Origin of the sequence: Mesorhizobium sp. ORS 3428, from assembly GCF_001854785.1 — a bacterium.
Classification (GTDB): domain Bacteria; phylum Pseudomonadota; class Alphaproteobacteria; order Rhizobiales; family Rhizobiaceae; genus Mesorhizobium.
In genome coordinates, this window is record NZ_MDFL01000181.1 from 44,411 (window position 1) to 63,864 (window position 19,454).

Below are 19,454 nucleotides of genomic sequence, written 5' to 3' on the forward strand. Positions count from 1 at the left end.
GGCGGTGTCCCCGCCGCCGGTGGCACAAGCCGCTTGTTCCGACATTCATGCCAGATCCGTCGCGCCGCTTGACGAGCAGCGCCCGGCACCGCTAACACGTGGCGCGCCAAAATCGGCAGACGGCCGATCTTTTCAAGAGGGGACACCCGTGACGCGGCAGAATTATCTCTTCACTTYGGAATCCGTCTCCGAGGRCCATCCCGACAAAGTTTGTGACCGTATCTCCGACGAGATCGTCGATCTCGTCTATCGCGAAGCCAAGAAGACGGGCATGGACCCGTGGAAGGTGCGTGTTGCCTGCGAGACGCTTGCCACCACCAACCGCGTCGTCATCGCCGGCGAGGTCAGGGTCCCCGAGACGCTGCTGAAGAAGGACAAGGCCGGCAACATCCTCATGGATGCGGCGGGCCACCCGATCGTTAATCCCACCAAGTTCAAGTCGGTCGCCCRCAAGGCGATCCGCGAGATCGGCTACGAGCAGGCTGGCTTCCACTGGAAGACGGCCAAGATCGAGGTGCTGTTGCACGGCCAGTCGCCCGATATCGGCCAGGGCGTGGACAATGCCGCCGACCGCCAGGGCGAGGAAGGTGCGGGCGACCAGGGCATCATGTTCGGCTATGCCTGCCGCGAGACGCCGGACCTGATGCCGGCGCCGATCTACTACAGCCACAAGATCCTCGAACTTTTGGCCGCAGCGCGCCATCAGAACAACGGCGAAGCCGGCAAGCTCGGCCCGGACGCCAAGAGCCAGGTCACCGTGCGTTATGCCGACGRCAAGGCGGCGGAAGTGACGCAGATCGTGCTTTCCACCCAGCATCTCGACTCGAGCTGGGATTCCAAGAAGGTCCGCAAGGTCGTCGAGCCTTACATCCGCGAGGCGCTTGGCGATCTCAAGATCGCCGACGACTGCAACTGGTACATCAACCCCACCGGCAAGTTCGTGATCGGCGGGCCCGACGGCGATGCCGGCCTCACCGGCCGCAAGATCATCGTCGACACCTATGGCGGCGCGGCGCCCCATGGCGGCGGCGCCTTCTCCGGCAAGGACACCACCAAGGTCGACCGTTCGGCTGCCTATGCGGCGCGCTATCTCGCCAAGAACGTGGTGGCGGCCAAGCTCGCTGACCGCTGCACCATCCAGCTCTCCTACGCCATCGGCGTCGCCCAGCCGCTGTCGGTCTATGTCGACCTGCATGGCACCGGCAAGGTCGACGAGGGCAGGCTCGAAGAGGCGCTGCGCCAGGTGATGGACCTGTCGCCTTCCGGCATCCGCCGCCATCTCGACCTCAACAGGCCGATCTATGCCAAGACCTCGTCCTATGGCCATTTTGGCCGCAAGGCCGGCCGCGACGGTTCCTTCTCCTGGGAGAAGACCGACCTCGCCAAGGCGCTCAGGGACGCGGTCGCCGATGCGATTGCCGCCTGACGGCGTCGCCAAGCCTATCCATGGAGCCGAACGACAGGCCAACGCGCGCGACCGAAGGTTTTTTCGGCCGCCGGCGCGGCAAGGCCATCCGCCCGCAGCAGGCGGCGGCGCTGGAAAGCGGGTTGAGGAAATACAAGCTCGACCTGGCGACCGAGCCGCCGGCTGATCTGCGCAGCCTATTCGAGGCGGATGTCTCGGCCATCCAATTGGAGATCGGCTTCGGCGGCGGCGAGCATCTCTTGCATCGCGCAACGCAGGAGCCGGCGAGCGGCTTCATCGGGGTCGAGCCCTTCGTCAACGGCATGGCCAAGATGATGACGGCGCTCGACAAGCGCCCGCTCGCCAATCTCAGGGTCTATGACGACGACRCCACGCGCCTGCTCGACTGGCTGCCGCCGGCCTCGCTTGACGGCATCGACCTGCTTTATCCCGATCCCTGGCCGAAGAAAAAGCACTGGAAGCGGCGATTCGTCAGCCCAGCCAATCTGGACCGGTTTGCGCGGGTGCTGAAGGCGGGCGGCAGGTTCCGCTTTGCCTCCGATATCGACAGCTATGTGAACTGGACGCTGCTAGCCTGCCTCGCTCACAGCGCCTTCGCCTGGAAGGCGAGCGGGGCAACCGACTGGCACCGGCCCTATGAAGGCTGGCCCGGCACCCGCTACGAGGCAAAAGCCATCCGCGAAGGACGGCGGCCCGCCTATCTGACCTTTATCCGGAAGTAGCTTGACGACGTTGCGGGGCTAGCTAAAGCCCCGCATACCTTGAAGCATGTCGCGCCGCGTTGTATTGTATTTAGCGCTACAACCCCGCTACCTGCTGGTAAGGAGACAATCGTGGCCGCTACCGCCGAACGTAAGGAATACCCGATATCGATGCGCTTGCCGGAAGCGGACGTGGCGATGATTGATCGTGCCGCCACGCTCCGTGGTCGATCTCGCACGGACTTCGTGCGCGATGCGGCCGTGCGCGCGGCCGAGGACGTGTTGATGGAGAGCCGTCTTGTCCGCCTGAGCCCGGAAGGATTTGCTGCGTTTATGGAGATTCTGGCGGCCCCGGCCGCTCCGGTTCCCGAGATGGTGGAATTGGCAAAGCGGCCCGCGCCTTGGGAAGCTGGTTACCCAACGAAGCGCTAAGCCGTGGTATTATCGGCTCCCGAGCCACTTACGGTGGCGCATGCCGTTTCCGAATTTTCCTGTGGGAAAGCRGCGCTTGATCACTGGCTGAAAACGCGTGCGCTCTCCAATCAGGAGAAGGGCTTTACCGCCGTTCTCGTTGTTCATGAAGCAAATCGCGTGGTCGGATACTACGGTCTGGCGCCTACGGCTGTGGTGCCGTCGATCTTGCCTCGATCGATCCGCACAGGGCAGCCGCCCGATCCGGTGCCCTGTCTCCTCCTCGGCCAGCTTGCGATCGATACTGGGTGGGCTGAGCGCGGCATCGGTACGGGCTTGGTGAAACATGCCCTTCAGCGCTGCGTTCAGGCCGCTGAACTGATTGGCGGGCGCGCGCTCATGGTCAATGCAATCGATGAAGACGCGGCGCAATTCTGGCTGCGGCGCGGATTTCTCCCGACAAAGGACGATCCACTTGTCTTGTTCCGTTCGATCGCGGCAATTGCCGCGTCGCTCGTAGAAGCCCGGAAGTAAGGTCGAGGGACTAGCGCTCGGCGAAGTCGCAACGGTCGGGAATCCCGCACCCGGGTCACACCRCCAAAGCCCTTTGCCTGCAGGCTTGAAACACCGGCCCGGATCGTCTATATCAGGGTCAAATTCTTGGTCGGTATGACGAAGAGTGGGTCCTCGCGGTCCCGCTCTTTTTTATTACCCGCCGGCCGGAGCGACAAAGCGACAGGGATCCGATGACCGCAGCGGCAAGCGAAGCCGACGACCGTATCATCCGCGAAAGCGGCATCGATGCACGCATTGCGCTGATCGTGCAGCCTGTGCTCAGGGCCATCGGCTTCCGTCTTGTGCGGGTGCAACTGACCGGCCAGAACGGGCTGACGCTGCAGATCATGGCCGAGCGCGAGGACGGCACCATGACCGTCGAGGATTGCGAAGAGGTCAGCCGCGCGGTGTCGCCTGCGCTCGATGTCGAAGATCCGATCGAAAAGGCGTATCATCTCGAAGTGTCGTCGCCGGGGATCGACCGGCCCCTGGTGCGCAAATCGGATTTCGCCACCTGGACCGGTCATCTGGTCAAGCTCGAGACTTCGGTTCTCATCGGCGACCGCAAGCGCTTCAAGGGCAAGATCGCCGAGGCGGACGCCGATGGCATATTGCTGGAGCGCGACAAGGCGGCCTATGGCGAAGAGCCGGCCGTGCGCGTGCCTTATGATGCGATTGCCGAGGCGCGGCTCGTGCTGACCGACGATCTCATCCGCGAGGCCCTGTCGAAGGACAACAGGGCCCGCAAGGAAGCAAAGAAGYGCCGGGGCGAAGCGGAAGCTGCCGGCGAAGGAAACGAAACAGAACAGGAAAGTTGATTGCGCTTTCGGGCCGCGTGCCCGGAGCGAAGTCGGGAGAAAGACAATGGTTGTAAGCGCCAACAGGCTCGAACTGCTGCAGATCGCCGACGCGGTCGCGCGCGAAAAGTCGATCGACAAGCAGATCGTCATCGCCGCCATGGCCGATGCGATCCAGAAGGCGGCGCGTTCGCGTTACGGTCAGGAAACCAACATTCGCGCCGACATCAACCCCAACACGGGCGAGATGAAGCTGCAGCGCCTGATGGAGGTGGTCGAGAACGTCGAGGATTACGCGACGCAGATCGCTCTTTCCACCGCGCGCGAGCGCAACCCCGATGCCCAGATCGGCGACTTCATCGCCGAGCAGCTGCCGCCCATGGATTTCGGCCGCATCGCCGCCCAGTCGGCCAAGCAGGTCATCGTCCAGAAGGTGCGCGAGGCCGAGCGCGATCGCCAGTATGACGAGTACAAGGATCGCATCGGCGAGATCGTCAACGGCACCGTCAAGCGCGTCGAATACGGCAACGTCATCGTCGACCTTGGTCGCGGCGAGGCGATCATCCGCCGCGACGAGCTGATCCCGCGCGAGAACTACAAATACGGCGACCGCGTCCGCGCCTATGTCTATGACGTGCGCCGCGAGCAGCGCGGCCCGCAGATCTTCCTGTCGCGCACGCATCCGCAGTTCATGGCCAAGCTGTTCACCATGGAAGTGCCGGAAATCTACGACGGCATCATCGAGATCAAGTCGGTGGCCCGCGATCCRGGTTCGCGCGCCAAGATCGCCGTCATTTCGCGCGATAGTTCCATCGATCCGGTCGGCGCCTGCGTCGGCATGCGCGGCAGCCGCGTCCAGGCGGTGGTCGGCGAGCTGCAGGGCGAGAAGATCGACATCATTCCGTGGTCGCCCTCGGCCGCTTCCTTCATCGTCAACGCGCTGCAGCCGGCCGAAGTCGCCAAGGTCGTGCTCGACGAGGATGCCGAGCGCATCGAGGTGGTGGTGCCGGACGACCAGCTGTCGCTGGCCATCGGCCGCCGCGGCCAGAATGTGCGCCTTGCCTCGCAGCTCACCGGCTGGGACATCGACATCCTGACCGAGCAGGAAGAGAGCGAGCGTCGCCAGAAGGAGTTCGTCGAGCGTTCGGCCCTCTTCATGGAAGCCCTCGATGTCGACGAGATGGTCGGCCAGGTGCTCGCTTCCGAAGGCTTCACCAGCGTCGAGGAAGTCGCCTATGTCGACTCCGGCGAGATCTCCTCGATCGACGGTTTTGACGAGGACACCGCCTCGGAAATCCAGTCGCGCGCCCGCGAATACCTCGAAAAGATCGAGGCCGAGCACGATGCCAAGCGCAAGGCGCTCGGCGTCAAGGACGAGCTGCGCGAAATCCCCGGCATCACCACGGCCATGATGGTGACGCTCGGCGAGGACGGCGTGATGACGATCGAGGACTTCGCCGGCTACGCGGCCGACGACCTGATCGGCTGGAAGGAGCGCAAGGACGGCGAGACCAAGGTGTATCCCGGCGTGCTTGCCGATCACGGCGTCTCTCGCGCCGATGCTGAGCAGATGGTGCTGGCCGCCCGCAAGAGGGCCGGCTGGATCTCCGAGGAAGAGCTGGCTGCCGGCGAAGCCGTCGGTGCGTGAGGTGAACGCGCATCGCAAAGCCCGTGGACGAGATGAACGATCGCACCYGCATCGTCACGCGCAGGCAGGCCGAAGCGGATGAGCTGATCCGCTTCGTCGTCGGCCCGGATTCGGCCGTCGTTCCGGACATCAAGAGAAATCTGCCCGGCCGCGGTTGCTGGGTGACCGCTGATCGCCTACATATCGACAAGGCAGCGGCGAAGAATCTGTTTGCTCGCGCCTTCAAGGCGCAGGTCACCGTTCCCGCCGATCTCGGCGACATGGTCGACGGGCTGCTTTCCAGATCCGCCCTGGGCATGTTGGGTCTCGCTCGCAAGGCCGGAGCGGTCGTTCTGGGCGCCGCCAAGGTGGAGGCCGCGGTGCGCCAAGGGCTGGCGCTCGTCGTGCTGCACGCTGTCGAAGCCTCGGACGATGGCGTCCGCAAGATCAGTCAGGCGCGGCGGGCGACCGTCCATCTCGGCGGCCCCGCCATCGCTGCCTACAAACTTTTCCCCGAAGCCGAGTTGAGCTTGGCATTGGGGGGTACAAATGTGATACATGCTGCCGTCCTCGCGCAGGACGCGGGAAAGGCGGTTGAGAAGCGCATCGTCGCGCTCGACCAGTATCGGGGCGGTAGCCCGGACGACTTGGCAATGCTTGCGGCCGTTGCTGACGAAGATGATGCCGCAGAGGATATGGAATGAGCGATACGAAATCGGGCGACGACAAGACGCTGAGCGTTACGCCGAAGAAGACCTTGACGCTGAAGCGCCCCGGCCTCGAGCAGGGCACCGTGCGCCAGAATTTCTYGCACGGCCGCACCAAGTCGGTCGTGGTCGAGACCAAGAAGCGCAAGTTCTCGCTGCCCGGCGACAAGCCGGAGCCGGCGCCGTCGGTCTTCACGCCGAAGCCGGCCGCTCCGGCCGCGCCCGCCGTGCAGGAAGCGCCGAAGGCGCCGCCCCCGCAGCCGGAACGCTCCGGCATGGTGCTCAACGAATTGTCGCGTGGCGAGATGGAGGCGCGCCGCAGGGCGCTCGAGGGCTCGAAGGCTCGCGAGATCGAGGATCGCCTGCGCGCCCAGGAAGAGGCCAAGCGCCGCGCCGAGGAAGAAGAACGCCGCAAGCGCGAGCGTGAGGAATCCGCGCGCCGTCAGGCCGAGGAAGAGGCCCGCCTGCAGGCCGAGGCCGAGTCCCGCCGCCGTGCCGAGGAAGAGGCTCGCCGCCGCGCGCCGCAGGCCGCGGAGGTCGCTACGGCCGACGACGAGGAGGAGGTCAAGCCGCGCCGTATAGGCAGTGGCGGTGCCGGTGCGCCGGCTCGTCGCCTTGCCACGCCAGAAGTGGCGCGTCCGGCAAAGCCCGCCAGGGGCGAGGACGACCGTCGCCGCGGCAAGCTGACGCTGAACTCGGCGCTGTCGGACGAAGATTCGCGTGGCCGGTCGCTGTCGTCGATGCGGCGCCGCCAGGAGAAGTTCAAGCGCGCGCTGCACAACGAGCCGCGCGAGAAAGTGATGCGCGAAGTGATCCTGCCCGAAACCATCACCATCCAGGAACTGGCGCAGCGCATGTCCGAGCGCGCCGTGGACGTGGTCAAGTTCTTCATGAAGCAGGGCCAGATGATGAAGCCGGGCGACGTCATCGACGCCGATACGGCCGAGCTGGTCGCTTCCGAATTCGGCCACACGGTCCGCCGCGTCGCCGAGTCCGACATCGAGGAAGGCCTGTTCAACATCGCCGACCGTCCGGAGGACCTGGTTTCGCGTCCGCCTGTGGTGACCATCATGGGCCATGTCGACCACGGCAAGACCTCGCTGCTGGACGCCATCCGCAACGCCAACGTCGTCTCCGGCGAAGCCGGCGGCATCACCCAGCACATCGGCGCCTACCAGGTCGAGAAGAACGGTCAGAAGATCACCTTCATCGACACGCCCGGCCACGCGGCCTTCACGGCCATGCGCGCCCGCGGCGCCCAGGTCACCGACATCGCCGTGCTGGTGGTGGCGGCCGACGACAGCGTGATGCCGCAGACGATCGAATCGATCAATCACGCCAAGGCGGCCAACGTGCCGATCATTGTGGCGATCAACAAGATCGACAAGCGCGACGCCGACCCGCAGAAGGTGCGCGCGGAGCTTCTGCGCCATGAAGTGTTCGTCGAATCGATGGGCGGCGAGGTTCTCGACGTCGAAGTGTCGGCGACCAAGGGCACCAACATCGACAAGCTGCTCGAGGCGATCCTGCTGCAGGCCGAAATCCTTGACCTCAAGGCCAATCCCGACCGCACCGCCGAAGGCGCGGTCATCGAGGCCAAGCTCGACAGGGGCCGCGGTCCGGTGGCCACCGTTCTGGTGCAGACTGGCACGCTGATGCCCGGCGACATCCTCGTTGCCGGCAACGAATGGGGCCGTGTCCGCGCGCTCGTCAACGATCGCGGCGAGCATGTGCCTGAAGCGCCGCCGGCAATGCCGGTCGAGGTGCTCGGCCTCCAGGGCACGCCGCAGGCGGGCGACCGCTTCGCCGTCGTCAACAACGAGGCGCGTGCGCGTGAGATCACCGAGTACCGTCAGCGCCTGGCGCGCGAGAAGGCGGTGGCCAAGCATGCCGGCCAGCGCGGCTCGCTCGAGCAGATGATGTCGCAGATGCAGACGAGCGGGCTGAAGGAATTCCCGCTGGTCATCAAGGGCGACGTGCAGGGCTCGATCGAGGCGATCAATGCCGCGCTCGAAAAGCTCGGCAACGACGAGGTCAGGGTGCGGATCGTGCATTCGGGCGCCGGCGRCATCACCGAAACCGACGTCTCGCTCGCCGAGACCTCGGGTGCGGCGATCATCGGCTTCAACGTCCGCGCCAATGCGCAGGCGCGCACGGCTGCGGCCGCCGCTGGCATCGAGATCCGCTACTACTCGATCATTTACAACCTCGTCGATGACGTGAAGGCGGCGCTCTCCGGCCTGCTTTCGCCGGAACGGCGCGAGACCTTCATCGGCAATGCCGAGATCCTCGAGATCTTCGACATCAGCAAGGTCGGCAAGATCGCCGGCTGCCGCGTCACCGAAGGCAAGGTCGAGCGTGGCGCGGGTGTCCGCCTGATCCGCGACAATGTCGTCGTCCACGAAGGCACGCTGAAGACGTTGAAGCGCTTCAAGGACGAGGTTTCGGAAGTGCCTRCCGGCCAGGAATGCGGCATGGCCTTCCAGAACTACGAGGACATGCGCGTCGGCGACACCATCGAGTGCTTCCGCGTCGAGATGGTGAGCAGGACGCTCTAAGTTCGGATATACTTTCCGAAATGGCCGGGCGGCGGCTGAAAGGCTGCYGCCCAGACCTTACGCGTATTTGAGACATGTGGCGCGGTCCCATCCCGCGCTTCACGATTTCAGGACTGAAGAAAATGTCCCGTTCGACAACATCAGGACCTTCCCAGCGCATGCTGCGCGTCGGCGAGCAGGTGCGTCATGCGCTGTCCGAGACCTTGCAGCGCGGCGAGATCATCGATCCGGTGATCGAGAACTCGGTCGTCTCCATTTCCGAGGTGCGCATGTCGCCCGACCTCAAGATCGCCACTGCCTTCGTGTCGCCGCTCGGCGCGGGCGATGCCGACGCTGTGGTCGGGGCGCTGAACAAGCATACGAAATTCATTCGCGGCCGGATCACCGGTGCGCTCAGGCAGATGAAGTACATGCCGGAAATCCGCTTCCGGCTCGATACTTCCTTCGACAATTTCGCCAGGATCAACGAATTGCTGAAATCGCCCGAAGTCGCGCGCGATCTCGGCCCCGATGATCAGAATACCGGCGACGAGAACAAAGACGGCAAGGACGAGGAATAAGTGGCGCGTCGCGGCAAGAAGAAGGGGCGGCCGGTTTCCGGCTGGGTGGTGCTGGACAAGCCGGTCGGCATGGGCTCGACCGAGGCTGTCTCGAAGATCAAATGGCTGTTCCAGGCGGAGAAGGCCGGCCACGCCGGGACGCTCGATCCGCTGGCCTCCGGYATGCTGCCCATCGCGCTGGGCGAGGCCACCAAGACCGTGCCTTACGTGCAGGACGGCGCCAAGGTCTACCGCTTCGCCGTTGCCTGGGGCGAGGAGCGCTCGACCGACGACCTCGAGGGCCCGGTGACGAACAGCTCGGACCGCCGCCCGGCCGAAGCCGAGGTGAGGGCGCTGCTGCCGAAATACACCGGCATCATCATGCAGAYGCCGCCGCAATTCTCGGCCATCAAGATCGCCGGCGAGCGCGCCTACGACCTCGCCCGCGACGGCGAGACGGTCGACATTCCCGCCCGCGAGATCGAGATCGGACGTCTCGATCTCGTCGAGCACAGTGGCGACCGCAGCGTCTTCGAGGTCGAATGCGGCAAGGGCACCTATGTGCGCTCGCTGGCGCGCGATATGGGCCGYGATCTGGGCTGCTTCGGTCATGTCGCCGAGCTGCGCCGAGTAGAGGTCGAGCCGTTCACGTCGGACGATTTTGTCACCGTCGCCGAACTTGAAGCAGCCCGCTTCGGCGGYGCCGGCGAGAATTCGGCTGGGGCCGAGGCCCCGATCGATTTCGACGCCATCGATGCGCTGCTGGTCGATACCGCTGTCGCGCTCGAGTGCCTGCCGCAGGTCGCCGTCAGCGACGACGCTGCGACGAAGATCCGCCTCGGCAATCCGGTCATCATTCGCGGCCGCGACGCGCCGGTCGAGGCGGAGGAGGCCTGCGCCACCGCGCGCGGCAGGCTCGTCGCCATCGGCGCCATCGAGCAGGGCATGTTCAAGCCCAAGCGGGTCTTTGCCGGATAGCGGTGCTCAGCTAGTTTTCGCTCGGAGCAATTCGAGGAAAGCGAGTAGCGGTTTTCCATCCCCGAATTGCGTGAAAACAGATGGTTGGAGCGGTTCAGCAACTACCGAACCGCTCTAAGGTTTTGCGCCCGAGGAGCCCATGGCAAACGCTGACACTGCCACGAAACGCGCGCCGCAGAAAATCCGCCGGCCGCCGGTCGGCGCTTCGCCCGGCACGCTGATCGCCGATCCGGCGGCGCGGCGCAGCGAGCTCAGGCTGACGCTGATCTCGCCGGAGAAATTCAAGACCATCGACAATGCGAGCATCGACGAGCTCAATACGCATTGCGACCGGTGGCCGGTCGTCTGGCTGGATTGTACCGGGCTTGCCAACATCCAGCTGATCGAGGAGATCGGGCGCATTTTCAACCTGCATCCGCTGGCGCTGGAGGATGTCGTCAACACCGGCCAACGGCCGAAGGTGGACTTCTTCGAGGATCACGCCTTCGTCGTCATGCGCATGATCGACGATGTCACCGCCCATCGCTACGAGCAGATCGCGGTGTTCTTCGGCAAGAACTTCGTCGTCACCTTCCAGGAGCGCGAGGGCGACCCGTTCGACCCCGTGCGCAAGCGCATCGCGGCAGCCATGCCCAACCGCCTGCGCTCGCGCGGCGCCGACTATCTCGCCTATGCGCTGATCGATGCCATCGTCGATAGCTATTTCCCGCCGATCGAAACGGCGAGCGAATTGGTCGACGGCATCGAGGACCAGATGCTCAACACGCCGCACAAGCATCAGATGCGGCAGCTGCATGAGCTGCGGCGCGACGCCAATGTGCTGAAGGGCGTGCTGTGGCCGATGCGCGATGCGCTGGCGACGCTCATCCGCAACGATGTGCCCTTCGTGAAGGCCGAGACCAAGATCTTCTTCAACRACACGCTCGATCATTCGCTGCGGCTGATCGAGCTGGTCGAGAACCAGCGCGACATGCTGACCGGCCTGATCGAGATGCATCTGTCCCTCACCCAGGCGCGCACCAACGACGTCATCTCCTATCTGACGATCGTCTCGGTGATCTTCATGCCGCTCACTTTCCTTGTCGGCGTCTGGGGCATGAACTTCGATCCGCAAAGCTCGCCCTGGAACATGCCCGAGCTGAAAGCCTATTACGGCTATCCGACGGCCCTGTTGTTCATGGCAGTTGTCGCCGTCGCGCTGATTGCTTTCTTCAAGTGGAAGAAGTGGTTGTAGCCACCCGCAAACCTTTGTTTTGCCGGCAGGACCTGCGACAAGCCGGCTTGACATTTGGGCTGGTGTTTTGTCGGGAATTGCACTATATGCGCCGCAGCTTCGCGCCCTGTCGCGTCGCTTTGCACCGGCCCCCGCTGGACGACATCCCGGCCGTGGGCGTCCCGTTTCCTCGAACAGATAAGGAAAAACACGATGTCGATTACTGCCGAGCGCAAGAAGGAACTGATGGCTGAATTCGCGACCGCCAAGGGCGATACCGGCTCCCCGGAAGTCCAGGTTGCCATCCTTTCCGAGCGCATCAAGAACCTGACGGAGCACTTCAAGGACCACAAGAAGGACAACCATTCCCGTCGTGGCCTGCTTGCTCTCGTCTCCCAGCGCCGCAGCCTGCTTGATTACCTCAAGCGCAAGGACGACGCGCGCTACCAGACGCTGATCGACAAGCTCGGTCTGCGTCGCTGACGAATTGACCGGCGGGCTCTCTCCGGAGGGTCCGCCGGTTGCGCATTGGCGCATCGGATGGTCCGGTGCCGCGGTGCTGAACAGGAAATTCGCGCGTGGYGCATTCCGGAAACGGGAAGTTTTCGGCGTCATGCGCAAGGCCAGCCGACCGGTCGGCCAGATCCGGTTCCGAAAGTGCAGAGGGCCATTYGGAACCGCCCGTGGACGGTCATGGGGCAGGATTGCAGGATGCTCGATCGGCTTGTAAGCCGGACCTGCCGAGCTTCCCGTTGTCTTGCCCGTGGYTGCCCGAAGGAAGCCCAGGAAAGGGTGATCCSCGACCGCTGAGACGGCGCGGCCCTTTCCGCATATGAAGGACAAGATATGTTCAATCAACACAAAGTGGAAATCGAATGGGGCGGCCGTCCGCTCATCCTGGAAACCGGCAAGATCGCCCGCCAGGCTGACGGCGCTGTGCTTGCCACCTATGGCGAGACCGTGGTTCTCGCCACCGTCGTTTCGATGAAGGAGCCGAAGCCCGGCCTCGATTTCTTCCCGCTCACCGTCAACTACCAGGAAAAGACCTATGCCGCCGGCAAGATCCCGGGCGGCTATTTCAAGCGCGAGGGCCGTCCGAGCGAGAAGGAAACGCTGGTTTCGCGCCTGATCGACCGCCCGATCCGCCCGCTGTTCGCCGAAGGCTACAAGAACGACACCCAGATCGTCGTCACCGTCGTCCAGCACGACCTTGAAAACGATCCGGATATCCTGTCGATCGTCGCCACTTCGGCCGCACTCACGCTCTCGGGCGTGCCCTTCATGGGCCCGATCGGCGGCGCCCGCGTCGGCTACATCAACGGCGAATATGTGCTCAACCCGCATATCGACGAGATGGAAGAATCCAAGCTCGATCTCGTCGTCGCCGGCACTGCCGACGCCGTTCTGATGGTTGAATCCGAGGCCAAGGAGCTCAGCGAGGACCTGATGCTCGGCGCCGTCATGTTCGGCCACAAGAGCTTCCAGCCGGTGATCGACGCCATCATCAAGCTGGCCGAGGTCGCCGCCAAGGATCCGCGCGACTTCACCGCGCCGGACTATTCCGAGCTCGAAGGCGAGATGCTGAAGGTCGTCGGCGACGAGCTTCGCGACGCCTACAAGATCACCGAAAAGCAGGCCCGCTATGCCGCGGTCGACGCCGTCAAGGCGAAGGTCAAGGCCGCGTTCACCCCTGCCGAGGGCGAAGAGCCGAAATATTCCTCCGAGCAGATCGCAACCGTCTTCAAGGAGCTCCAGGCCAAGGTCGTGCGCTGGAACATCCTCGACACCGGCTCGCGCATCGACGGCCGTGACCTGAAGACCGTGCGCAAGATCGTCGCCGAAGTCGGCGTCCTGCCGCGCACCCACGGTTCGGCGCTGTTCACCCGCGGCGAGACCCAGGCGCTGGTCGTGGCAACTCTCGGCACCGGCGAGGACGAGCAGTTCGTCGATTCGCTCACCGGCATGTACAAGGAGAAGTTCCTTCTCCACTACAACTTCCCGCCCTTCTCGGTCGGCGAGACCGGCCGCCTGGGTTCGCCGGGCCGCCGCGAGATCGGCCATGGCAAGCTTGCCTGGCGCGCCATCCACCCGATGCTGCCTTCGGCGGACCAGTTCCCCTACACGCTGCGCGTCGTCTCGGAGATCACCGAGTCCAACGGCTMGTCCTCGATGGCGACGGTGTGCGGCACCTCGCTGGCGCTGATGGATGCCGGCGTGCCGATCGCCAAGCCCGTGGCCGGCATCGCCATGGGCCTGATCAAGGAAGGCGAGCGCTTCGCTGTGCTCTCCGACATCCTCGGTGACGAGGATCACCTCGGCGACATGGACTTCAAGGTCGCCGGCACCGCCAACGGCGTCACCTCGCTGCAGATGGACATCAAGATCGACGGCATCACCGAGGAGATCATGGGGATCGCGCTCGGCCAGGCCAAGGAAGGCCGCCTGCACATCCTCGGCGAGATGGCGCATGCGATCTCGTCTTCGCGCGCCGAGCTCGGCGAGTTCGCCCCGCGCATCGAGGTCATGCACATCCCGACCGACAAGATCCGCGACGTCATCGGCTCCGGCGGCAAGGTGATCCGCGAGATCGTCGAGAAGACCGGCGCCAAGATCAACATCGAGGACGACGGCACGGTCAAGATCGCCTCGTCCAACGCCAAGGAGATCGAGGCGGCGCGCAAGTGGATCCACACCATCGTCGCCGAGCCTGAAGTCGGCGAGATCTATGAAGGCACCGTCGTGAAGRCGGCCGACTTCGGCGCCTTCGTCAACTTCTTCGGCCCGCGCGACGGTCTCGTCCACATCTCGCAGCTCGCCAATGAGCGCGTCGCCAAGACCTCCGACGTCGTCAAGGAAGGCGACAAGGTTTGGGTCAAGCTGATGGGCTTCGACGAGCGCGGCAAGGTTCGCCTGTCGATGAAGGTCGTCGACCAGGCGACCGGCAAGGAAATCGTTCAGGAGAAGAAGAAGCCGGAAGGCGAGGAAGACGCCGCCTGATCGGTCCGACTGGAGCATGATCCCGAAAAGTGGAATCCGGTTTTCGGAAAAAGATCATGCTCAAACAAGGAGATAGAGCTCCGTCCCCATTTCATCGGGATGGAACAGGCTCGGGATAGCTGAGACGGGCGCGCCGAAAGGTCGCGCCCGTTTTGTATCAAGGGTATCTGGATGGCCGCGGAGCCGCTGAAGACGCTGTTTTATCCCTTCGAAGCCGAGGCGCTCGCGCTGCCGCGGAAGGACGCCCGTGTGCTGTTCCTGGCGGCTGAACCCGGCTTCCGCTTGCCAGGCGGCTTCGATGCGGCACTGCATCTCGTGCAAGGCTTTCGGCCGCATTTTCRCGCCCTGCAGGCCGCCGGGCACACGGTCACGCCGAGGGTGGAAGGCTCGGCCTTCGACGCTGCGCTCGTGCTTGCCGGCCGCCATCGCGGCCAGAACGAGCTGCGCATTGCCGACGCCATCGGCCACGTGGTGCCGGGCGGGCCGATCGTCGTCGCCGGCGGTAAGGACGACGGCATCGACAGCTTGCGCAAACGCATCAATGCGCTGGCGCCGCTCGATGGCCATCTGCCCAAACATCACGGCGTCGCCTTCTGGTTTCGCCAGTCCGGCACGGGCGCGGCGGAGGCGCTCCGCGCTGCCAACCCTGAGCTCGTCGTGGAGGAGCGTTTCCGCACCGCGCCCGGCATGTTTTCCTTTGATCGGATCGATGCCGGCTCGAAGCTGCTCGCCGCCCACTTGCCCAACGATCTCGGCGGCACTATCGCCGATTTCTGCGCCGGCTGGGGCTATCTGGCGGCAAAAGTGGCGGAACGCTCGACAGGCCTCTCCGGCCTCGACCTCTACGAAGCCGATTTCGAAGCCCTGGAAGCGGCCAGGCTGAATGTCCGCGCTGCCGTCCAGCCGCGCTTCTTATGGACCGATCTGCTCACGGAAAGCGTCGAGCGGCGCTACGACACCATCGTCATGAACCCGCCCTTTCACAGCGGTCGGGCGGCAGAGCCCGGCATCGGCGCCGGCATGATCCATGCCGCGTCAAAGGCGCTGAAGCCGGGAGGGCGCCTATTCATGGTCGCCAACCGCCAGCTGCCTTACGAACAGGTGCTGGCGTCCGCCTTTTCCAGCCATGCCGAGATTGCCCGCGACGGCATGTTCAAGCTGCTTTCGGCGCGGCGCTAAAAAGCAATTTAGGAAAAGTGTTGAGCGGTTTTCCGTCCGAAGTTGCGAGCTGCTTGGAATGGCCTACTGCAGACTGACAAGGCGTGCCGGCTCGCGCGCGGCGTGAGCCGGACTCACCTGGCCAAGCTCGATCTTGAGCGGCGCCGGCCTGCCGTACAGATAACCCTGCACCACCTCGCAGCCGGCCGCTCTCAGCAGCGTCGCCTGGCTCTCGGTCTCGACGCCTTCGGCGATGATGCCGACGCCGAGCGCCCGTGACAGCCCGACAATGGTCGAGACGACCGCGCCGGAACTGGAATCGGTGTCCATGCGGCTGACGAAGGAACGGTCGATCTTCAGCTTGCCGAACGAGAAATCGATCAGATAGCTCAGGTTGGAATAGCCCGTGCCGAAATCGTCGACGGCCACCGAGATGCCCATCTCGGCCAGCTGGCGCAGGATGACGGCCGCGCGGTCGCGGTCCTGCATCATCGCCGTTTCGGTGACTTCGAGTTCCAGCCGCGACGGCTTGATGCCGGTCGCCGCCATGGTTTCGCGCACAATGCCGACGAAATCCTTGGTCATGAACTGGACCGGAGAGATGTTGACCGCGACGAAGCACTCCTGCGGCAGGTATTGGGCATCGCTGCAGGCCTTGCGCAGCACCCATTCGCCGATCGGGTTGATCATGCCGGTTTCCTCGGCGATCGGAATGAATTCCATCGGCGAGATCATGCCGCGATCCGGATGCTTCCACCGTATCAGCGCCTCGTAGCCGATGACGCGGCCGCTGGGCAGGTCGAATTGCGGCTGGTAATGCAGACTGAAGTCGCCGCGGTCGAAGGCGGTTTTCAGCTCGGATTCGATCCATTGCCGGTGCTCCRCCACCCGCCCCATATCGGCGTCGAAAACCGACCAGCTCCCGACGCCCCTTGCGCGCGCATTCTGTAGCGCCAGGTTCGAGCGGCGCATAACGAGCACCGGATCGACCCCATCCTTCGGCATTGCCACGATGCCCACCGACATGCTGATGGACTGCAGGTGCGTCTGGAGCTGATAGGGCTCCGTCATCTGGCTGAAGAGCGTTTCGATGAACCGTTCGAGCGATCCCCGGATCTCGCGGTCCGTCAAGAGCACCGCAAATTCGCCGGCCCCGATGCGCCCGATCACCGCATCCTCCGGCACGCTCTCCTTGAGCCTCTTGGCGAAGGCGCAGATCAGCTCGTCGCCAAGGCTGTAGCCGATGGCGTCGTTGATCTGCTTGAAGCGGTCGATGTCGATGTTGATCAGGTAGACCGGTTCGCCGGTCTTGATCGTTTCCGACGCAGCCGCGGCGACCTTGYCGACAATGGCCTGGCGCGACAGCATGCCGGTCAGCTTGTCGAAATGCGTTTCCTTGAAGACGTAGTCGACCGATTCATCGACGCCCGCGAAGAAGGAGAGCGCGGCGCCGGCGGCGGAAAGGGCGCATAGCGCCGCGATGATACCGCCCATGGTTTCGGCCGGCATGCCGGCCATGYCGTCGCCGAAGCCGAACTGCAGCCCCCAGAGCCCCAGGATGAAGCTGCCCAAGCCCGAGCTGGCGATGGTGATCAGCCGGAACAGCGGTGTTCGCTTCGGGTTGCTGACTACAGACATGCAAGGTCCCTGAACTGCAGGACCTTTAGCGGATATCTCCTTAAAATGAGTTTCCGCCAATGCATGCAATTTTACTGGAAGGTACTTTTTTCAATAGCGAACTATTCGCGGCCGCCGTCGTTCTGCTTCAGTTCCTCGAGCGTCGGCATGGAGACGATATGGTAGCCGGAATCGACATAGTGGATTTCGCCGGTGACGCCCGAAGACAGGTCGGAGAGCAGGTAGAGCGCCGAGCCGCCGACCTCGTCGATGGTCACCGTGCGCCGCAGCGGCGAATTGCGCTGCTGATAGGAGAACATGTGGCGCGCGTCGGAAACGCCGGAGCCGGCGAGCGTCCTGACCGGCCCCGCGGAGATGCCGTTCACCCGGATGYCGCGCGGGCCGTAGTCATTGGCGAGATAGCGCACGCTCGCCTCGAGCCCGGCTTTGGCGACGCCCATGACATTGTAATTCGGCATGACCCGCACTGACCCGGCATAGGTCAGCGTGACCATCGAGCCGCCGTTCGTCATCAGCGCGGCGGCATTGCGGGCGACCTCGGTGAAGGAATAGCAGGAGATCACCATGGTGCGGACGAAGTTGTCGCGGCTGGTGTCGGCGTAGAGGCCCTTGAGCTCGTTCTTGTCGGAAAAGCCGATGGCATGGACGACGAAATCCAGCCCGCCCCAGGCCTCGCCGAGCGCCTTAAAAGTGGCGGTGACAGAGGCGCTGTCCTCGACGTCGCAAGGCACGACCAGCGAAGCGCCGAGCTTCTCAGCAAGTGGCTTGACCCGTCGCCCGAAGGCGTCGCCCTGGTAGGTGAAGGCCAGCTCCGCTCCGTGTTCGGACAGTTTTTTGGCGATGCCCCAGGCGATCGAATGATCGTTGGCAACCCCCATGACAAGCCCGCGCTTGCCCTTCATCAACCCTTCCATGCCCGGCAATCCTTATGCGGAATAGCGCTGGAAAATCAGCGTTGCGTTGGTGCCACCGAAACCGAAGGAATTGGACAGAACGGTGTCGATCTTGGCGTTGTCGATGCGCTTGCGCACGATCGGCATGCCCTCGAATTCCGGATCGAGCTCCTCGATATGGGCGCTCTCGCCGATGAAGCCGCCCTGCATCATCAGGATCGAATAGATCGATTCCTGGACACCGGCGGCACCCAGCGAATGGCCGGTAAGCGACTTCGTCGAGGTGATGAAGGGCATCTTGTCGCCGAACACCTCGCGTATGGCGCCCATTTCCTTGGCGTCGCCAACAGGCGTCGAGGTGCCGTGGGTGTTGATGTAGTCGACGGGCGTAGAGACGGTGGAAAGCGCCTGCCGCATGCAGCGCACCGCGCCTTCTCCCGAAGGAGCAACCATGTCGTAGCCGTCGGACGTCGCGCCGTAGCCGACGACCTCGGCATAGATCTTGGCGCCGCGCGCCTTGGCGTGCTCCAGCTCTTCCAGCACCAGCACGCCCGCGCCGCCGGCGATGACGAAGCCGTCGCGGTTGACGTCATACGCGCGGGAGGCGCTCGACGCCTTGTCGTTGAATTTCGACGACATCGCGCCCATGGCATCGAACAGGTCCGACATCGTCCAGTCGAGATCCTCATGGCCGCCGGCAAACATCATGTCCTGCTTGCCCCACTGGATCAGCTCATAGGCATTGCCGATGCAATGTGCCGAGGTCGAGCAGGCCGAYGAGATCGAGTAGTTGACGCCGTGGATCTTGAACCAGGTGGCCAAGGTGGCCGAAGCGGTCGACGACATCGCCTTCGGCACCGCGAACGGGCCGATGCGCTTCGGGCTGCCGTTCTTGAGCGTGGTTTCGGCGGCTTCCACGATGGTCCTGGTCGACGGTCCGCCGGAGCCCATGACGATGCCGGTCCGCTCATTGGTGATGTCGCTCTCGCCGAGTCCGGCATCGGCGATCGCCTGATCCATGGYGACGTGGTTCCAGGCAGCACCCTGCGACAGGAAGCGCATGGCGCGGCGGTCGATCATCGCCGACGGGTCGAGCGTCGGYGCGCCCCACACCTTGCAGCGGAAGCCGTGCTCGGCAAAGGAATTGGAAAAGCTGATGCCGGACTTGGCATCGTAAAGCGAGGACTGCACCTCGTTGGCATTGTTGCCGATAGACGACACAATACCGAGGCCTGTCACTACGACCCGTCTCATTC

The 19,454-nt window shown here is 64.0% G+C and carries 17 protein-coding genes; 14 read left to right on the plus strand and 3 right to left on the minus strand.

From position 1 onward, the window contains the following. The first annotated feature begins 148 nt into the window (after positions 1–148). The 14 genes from metK to ORS3428_RS29590 all read left to right on the plus strand — a co-directional run bounded on the left by metK (position 149) and on the right by ORS3428_RS29590 (position 15,688). A complete protein-coding gene (metK, locus tag ORS3428_RS29525) occupies positions 149–1,426 on the plus strand; it encodes a methionine adenosyltransferase (RefSeq protein WP_071101794.1) in 1,278 nt (425 codons plus the stop codon). A 20-nt stretch (positions 1,427–1,446) separates the two neighbouring features. Beyond that, complete coding sequence (gene trmB / locus ORS3428_RS29530; protein WP_071101795.1) at positions 1,447–2,148, plus strand: tRNA (guanine(46)-N(7))-methyltransferase TrmB; 702 nt, start codon at positions 1,447–1,449, stop codon at positions 2,146–2,148. A gap of 111 nt (positions 2,149–2,259) precedes the next feature. Next, the gene (locus ORS3428_RS29535; RefSeq protein WP_071101796.1) at positions 2,260–2,559 is read left to right on the plus strand and encodes a type II toxin-antitoxin system TacA family antitoxin; all 300 of its coding nucleotides are present in this window, start codon (positions 2,260–2,262) and stop codon (positions 2,557–2,559) included. Positions 2,560–2,592: 33 nt separating this feature from the next. After that, positions 2,593–3,072: a GNAT family N-acetyltransferase gene (locus ORS3428_RS29540; protein WP_443136888.1), complete on the plus strand. Its 480-nt coding sequence runs from the start codon at positions 2,593–2,595 to the stop codon at positions 3,070–3,072. Positions 3,073–3,284: 212 nt separating this feature from the next. Beyond that, positions 3,285–3,911 carry a ribosome maturation factor RimP gene (gene rimP / locus ORS3428_RS29545; RefSeq protein ID WP_071101798.1) on the plus strand — a complete coding sequence of 209 codons (627 nt, stop codon included), beginning with the start codon at positions 3,285–3,287 and terminating at the stop codon, positions 3,909–3,911. Between the two features lie 46 nt (positions 3,912–3,957). Beyond that, positions 3,958–5,538 carry a transcription termination factor NusA gene (gene nusA / locus ORS3428_RS29550; protein WP_071101799.1) on the plus strand — a complete coding sequence of 527 codons (1,581 nt, stop codon included), beginning with the start codon at positions 3,958–3,960 and terminating at the stop codon, positions 5,536–5,538. A gap of 32 nt (positions 5,539–5,570) precedes the next feature. Then, entirely contained in the window at positions 5,571–6,221 is a 651-nt protein-coding gene (locus ORS3428_RS29555) for an RNA-binding protein (RefSeq protein WP_108723213.1), read from the plus strand. Beyond that, entirely contained in the window at positions 6,218–8,782 is a 2,565-nt protein-coding gene (gene infB / locus ORS3428_RS29560; RefSeq protein WP_071101801.1) for a translation initiation factor IF-2, read from the plus strand. Before ORS3428_RS29555 ends, infB begins: the two co-directional genes overlap by 4 nt. Positions 8,783–8,904: 122 nt before the next feature. Further along, entirely contained in the window at positions 8,905–9,342 is a 438-nt protein-coding gene (gene rbfA / locus ORS3428_RS29565) for a 30S ribosome-binding factor RbfA (protein ID WP_071101951.1), read from the plus strand. Next, positions 9,343–10,299, plus strand: a complete 957-nt coding sequence (gene truB / locus ORS3428_RS29570; protein WP_071101802.1) for a tRNA pseudouridine(55) synthase TruB — start codon at positions 9,343–9,345, stop codon at positions 10,297–10,299. Positions 10,300–10,438: 139 nt separating this feature from the next. Next, positions 10,439–11,533 carry a magnesium/cobalt transporter CorA gene (gene corA, locus ORS3428_RS29575; protein ID WP_071101803.1) on the plus strand — a complete coding sequence of 365 codons (1,095 nt, stop codon included), beginning with the start codon at positions 10,439–10,441 and terminating at the stop codon, positions 11,531–11,533. Positions 11,534–11,725: 192 nt separating this feature from the next. Beyond that, complete coding sequence (gene rpsO, locus ORS3428_RS29580; protein ID WP_040973454.1) at positions 11,726–11,995, plus strand: 30S ribosomal protein S15; 270 nt, start codon at positions 11,726–11,728, stop codon at positions 11,993–11,995. 363 nt (positions 11,996–12,358) lie between these two features. Continuing rightward, a complete protein-coding gene (gene pnp, locus ORS3428_RS29585) occupies positions 12,359–14,509 on the plus strand; it encodes a polyribonucleotide nucleotidyltransferase (protein WP_071101804.1) in 2,151 nt (716 codons plus the stop codon). A 171-nt stretch (positions 14,510–14,680) separates the two neighbouring features. Continuing rightward, entirely contained in the window at positions 14,681–15,688 is a 1,008-nt protein-coding gene (locus tag ORS3428_RS29590; RefSeq protein ID WP_071101805.1) for a class I SAM-dependent methyltransferase, read from the plus strand. Positions 15,689–15,751: 63 nt separating this feature from the next. Here the strand turns inward: ORS3428_RS29590 and ORS3428_RS29595 are convergent, their stop codons facing one another. The 3 genes from ORS3428_RS29595 to fabB all read right to left on the minus strand — a co-directional run bounded on the left by ORS3428_RS29595 (position 15,752) and on the right by fabB (position 19,452). Further along, positions 15,752–17,305, minus strand: coding sequence for a putative bifunctional diguanylate cyclase/phosphodiesterase (locus ORS3428_RS29595; RefSeq protein ID WP_071101806.1), 1,554 nt, complete (start codon positions 17,303–17,305; stop codon positions 15,752–15,754). Between the two features lie 101 nt (positions 17,306–17,406). Continuing rightward, on the minus strand, positions 17,407–18,219 hold the full coding sequence (gene fabI / locus ORS3428_RS29600; RefSeq protein WP_071101807.1) for an enoyl-ACP reductase FabI: 813 nt from the start codon (positions 18,217–18,219) through the stop codon (positions 17,407–17,409). 12 nt (positions 18,220–18,231) lie between these two features. Continuing rightward, a complete protein-coding gene (gene fabB, locus ORS3428_RS29605; protein ID WP_071101808.1) occupies positions 18,232–19,452 on the minus strand; it encodes a beta-ketoacyl-ACP synthase I in 1,221 nt (406 codons plus the stop codon). Positions 19,453–19,454 lie beyond the last annotated feature (2 nt).

What these genes read in the sequence shown, in the direction of transcription:
- rpsO (WP_040973454.1), top strand. Translation starts at nt 11,726, where the DNA reads ATGTCGATTACTGCCGAGCGCAAGAAGGAACTGATGGCTGAATTCGCG.
- rbfA (WP_071101951.1), top strand. Translation starts at nt 8,905, where the DNA reads ATGTCCCGTTCGACAACATCAGGACCTTCCCAGCGCATGCTGCGCGTC.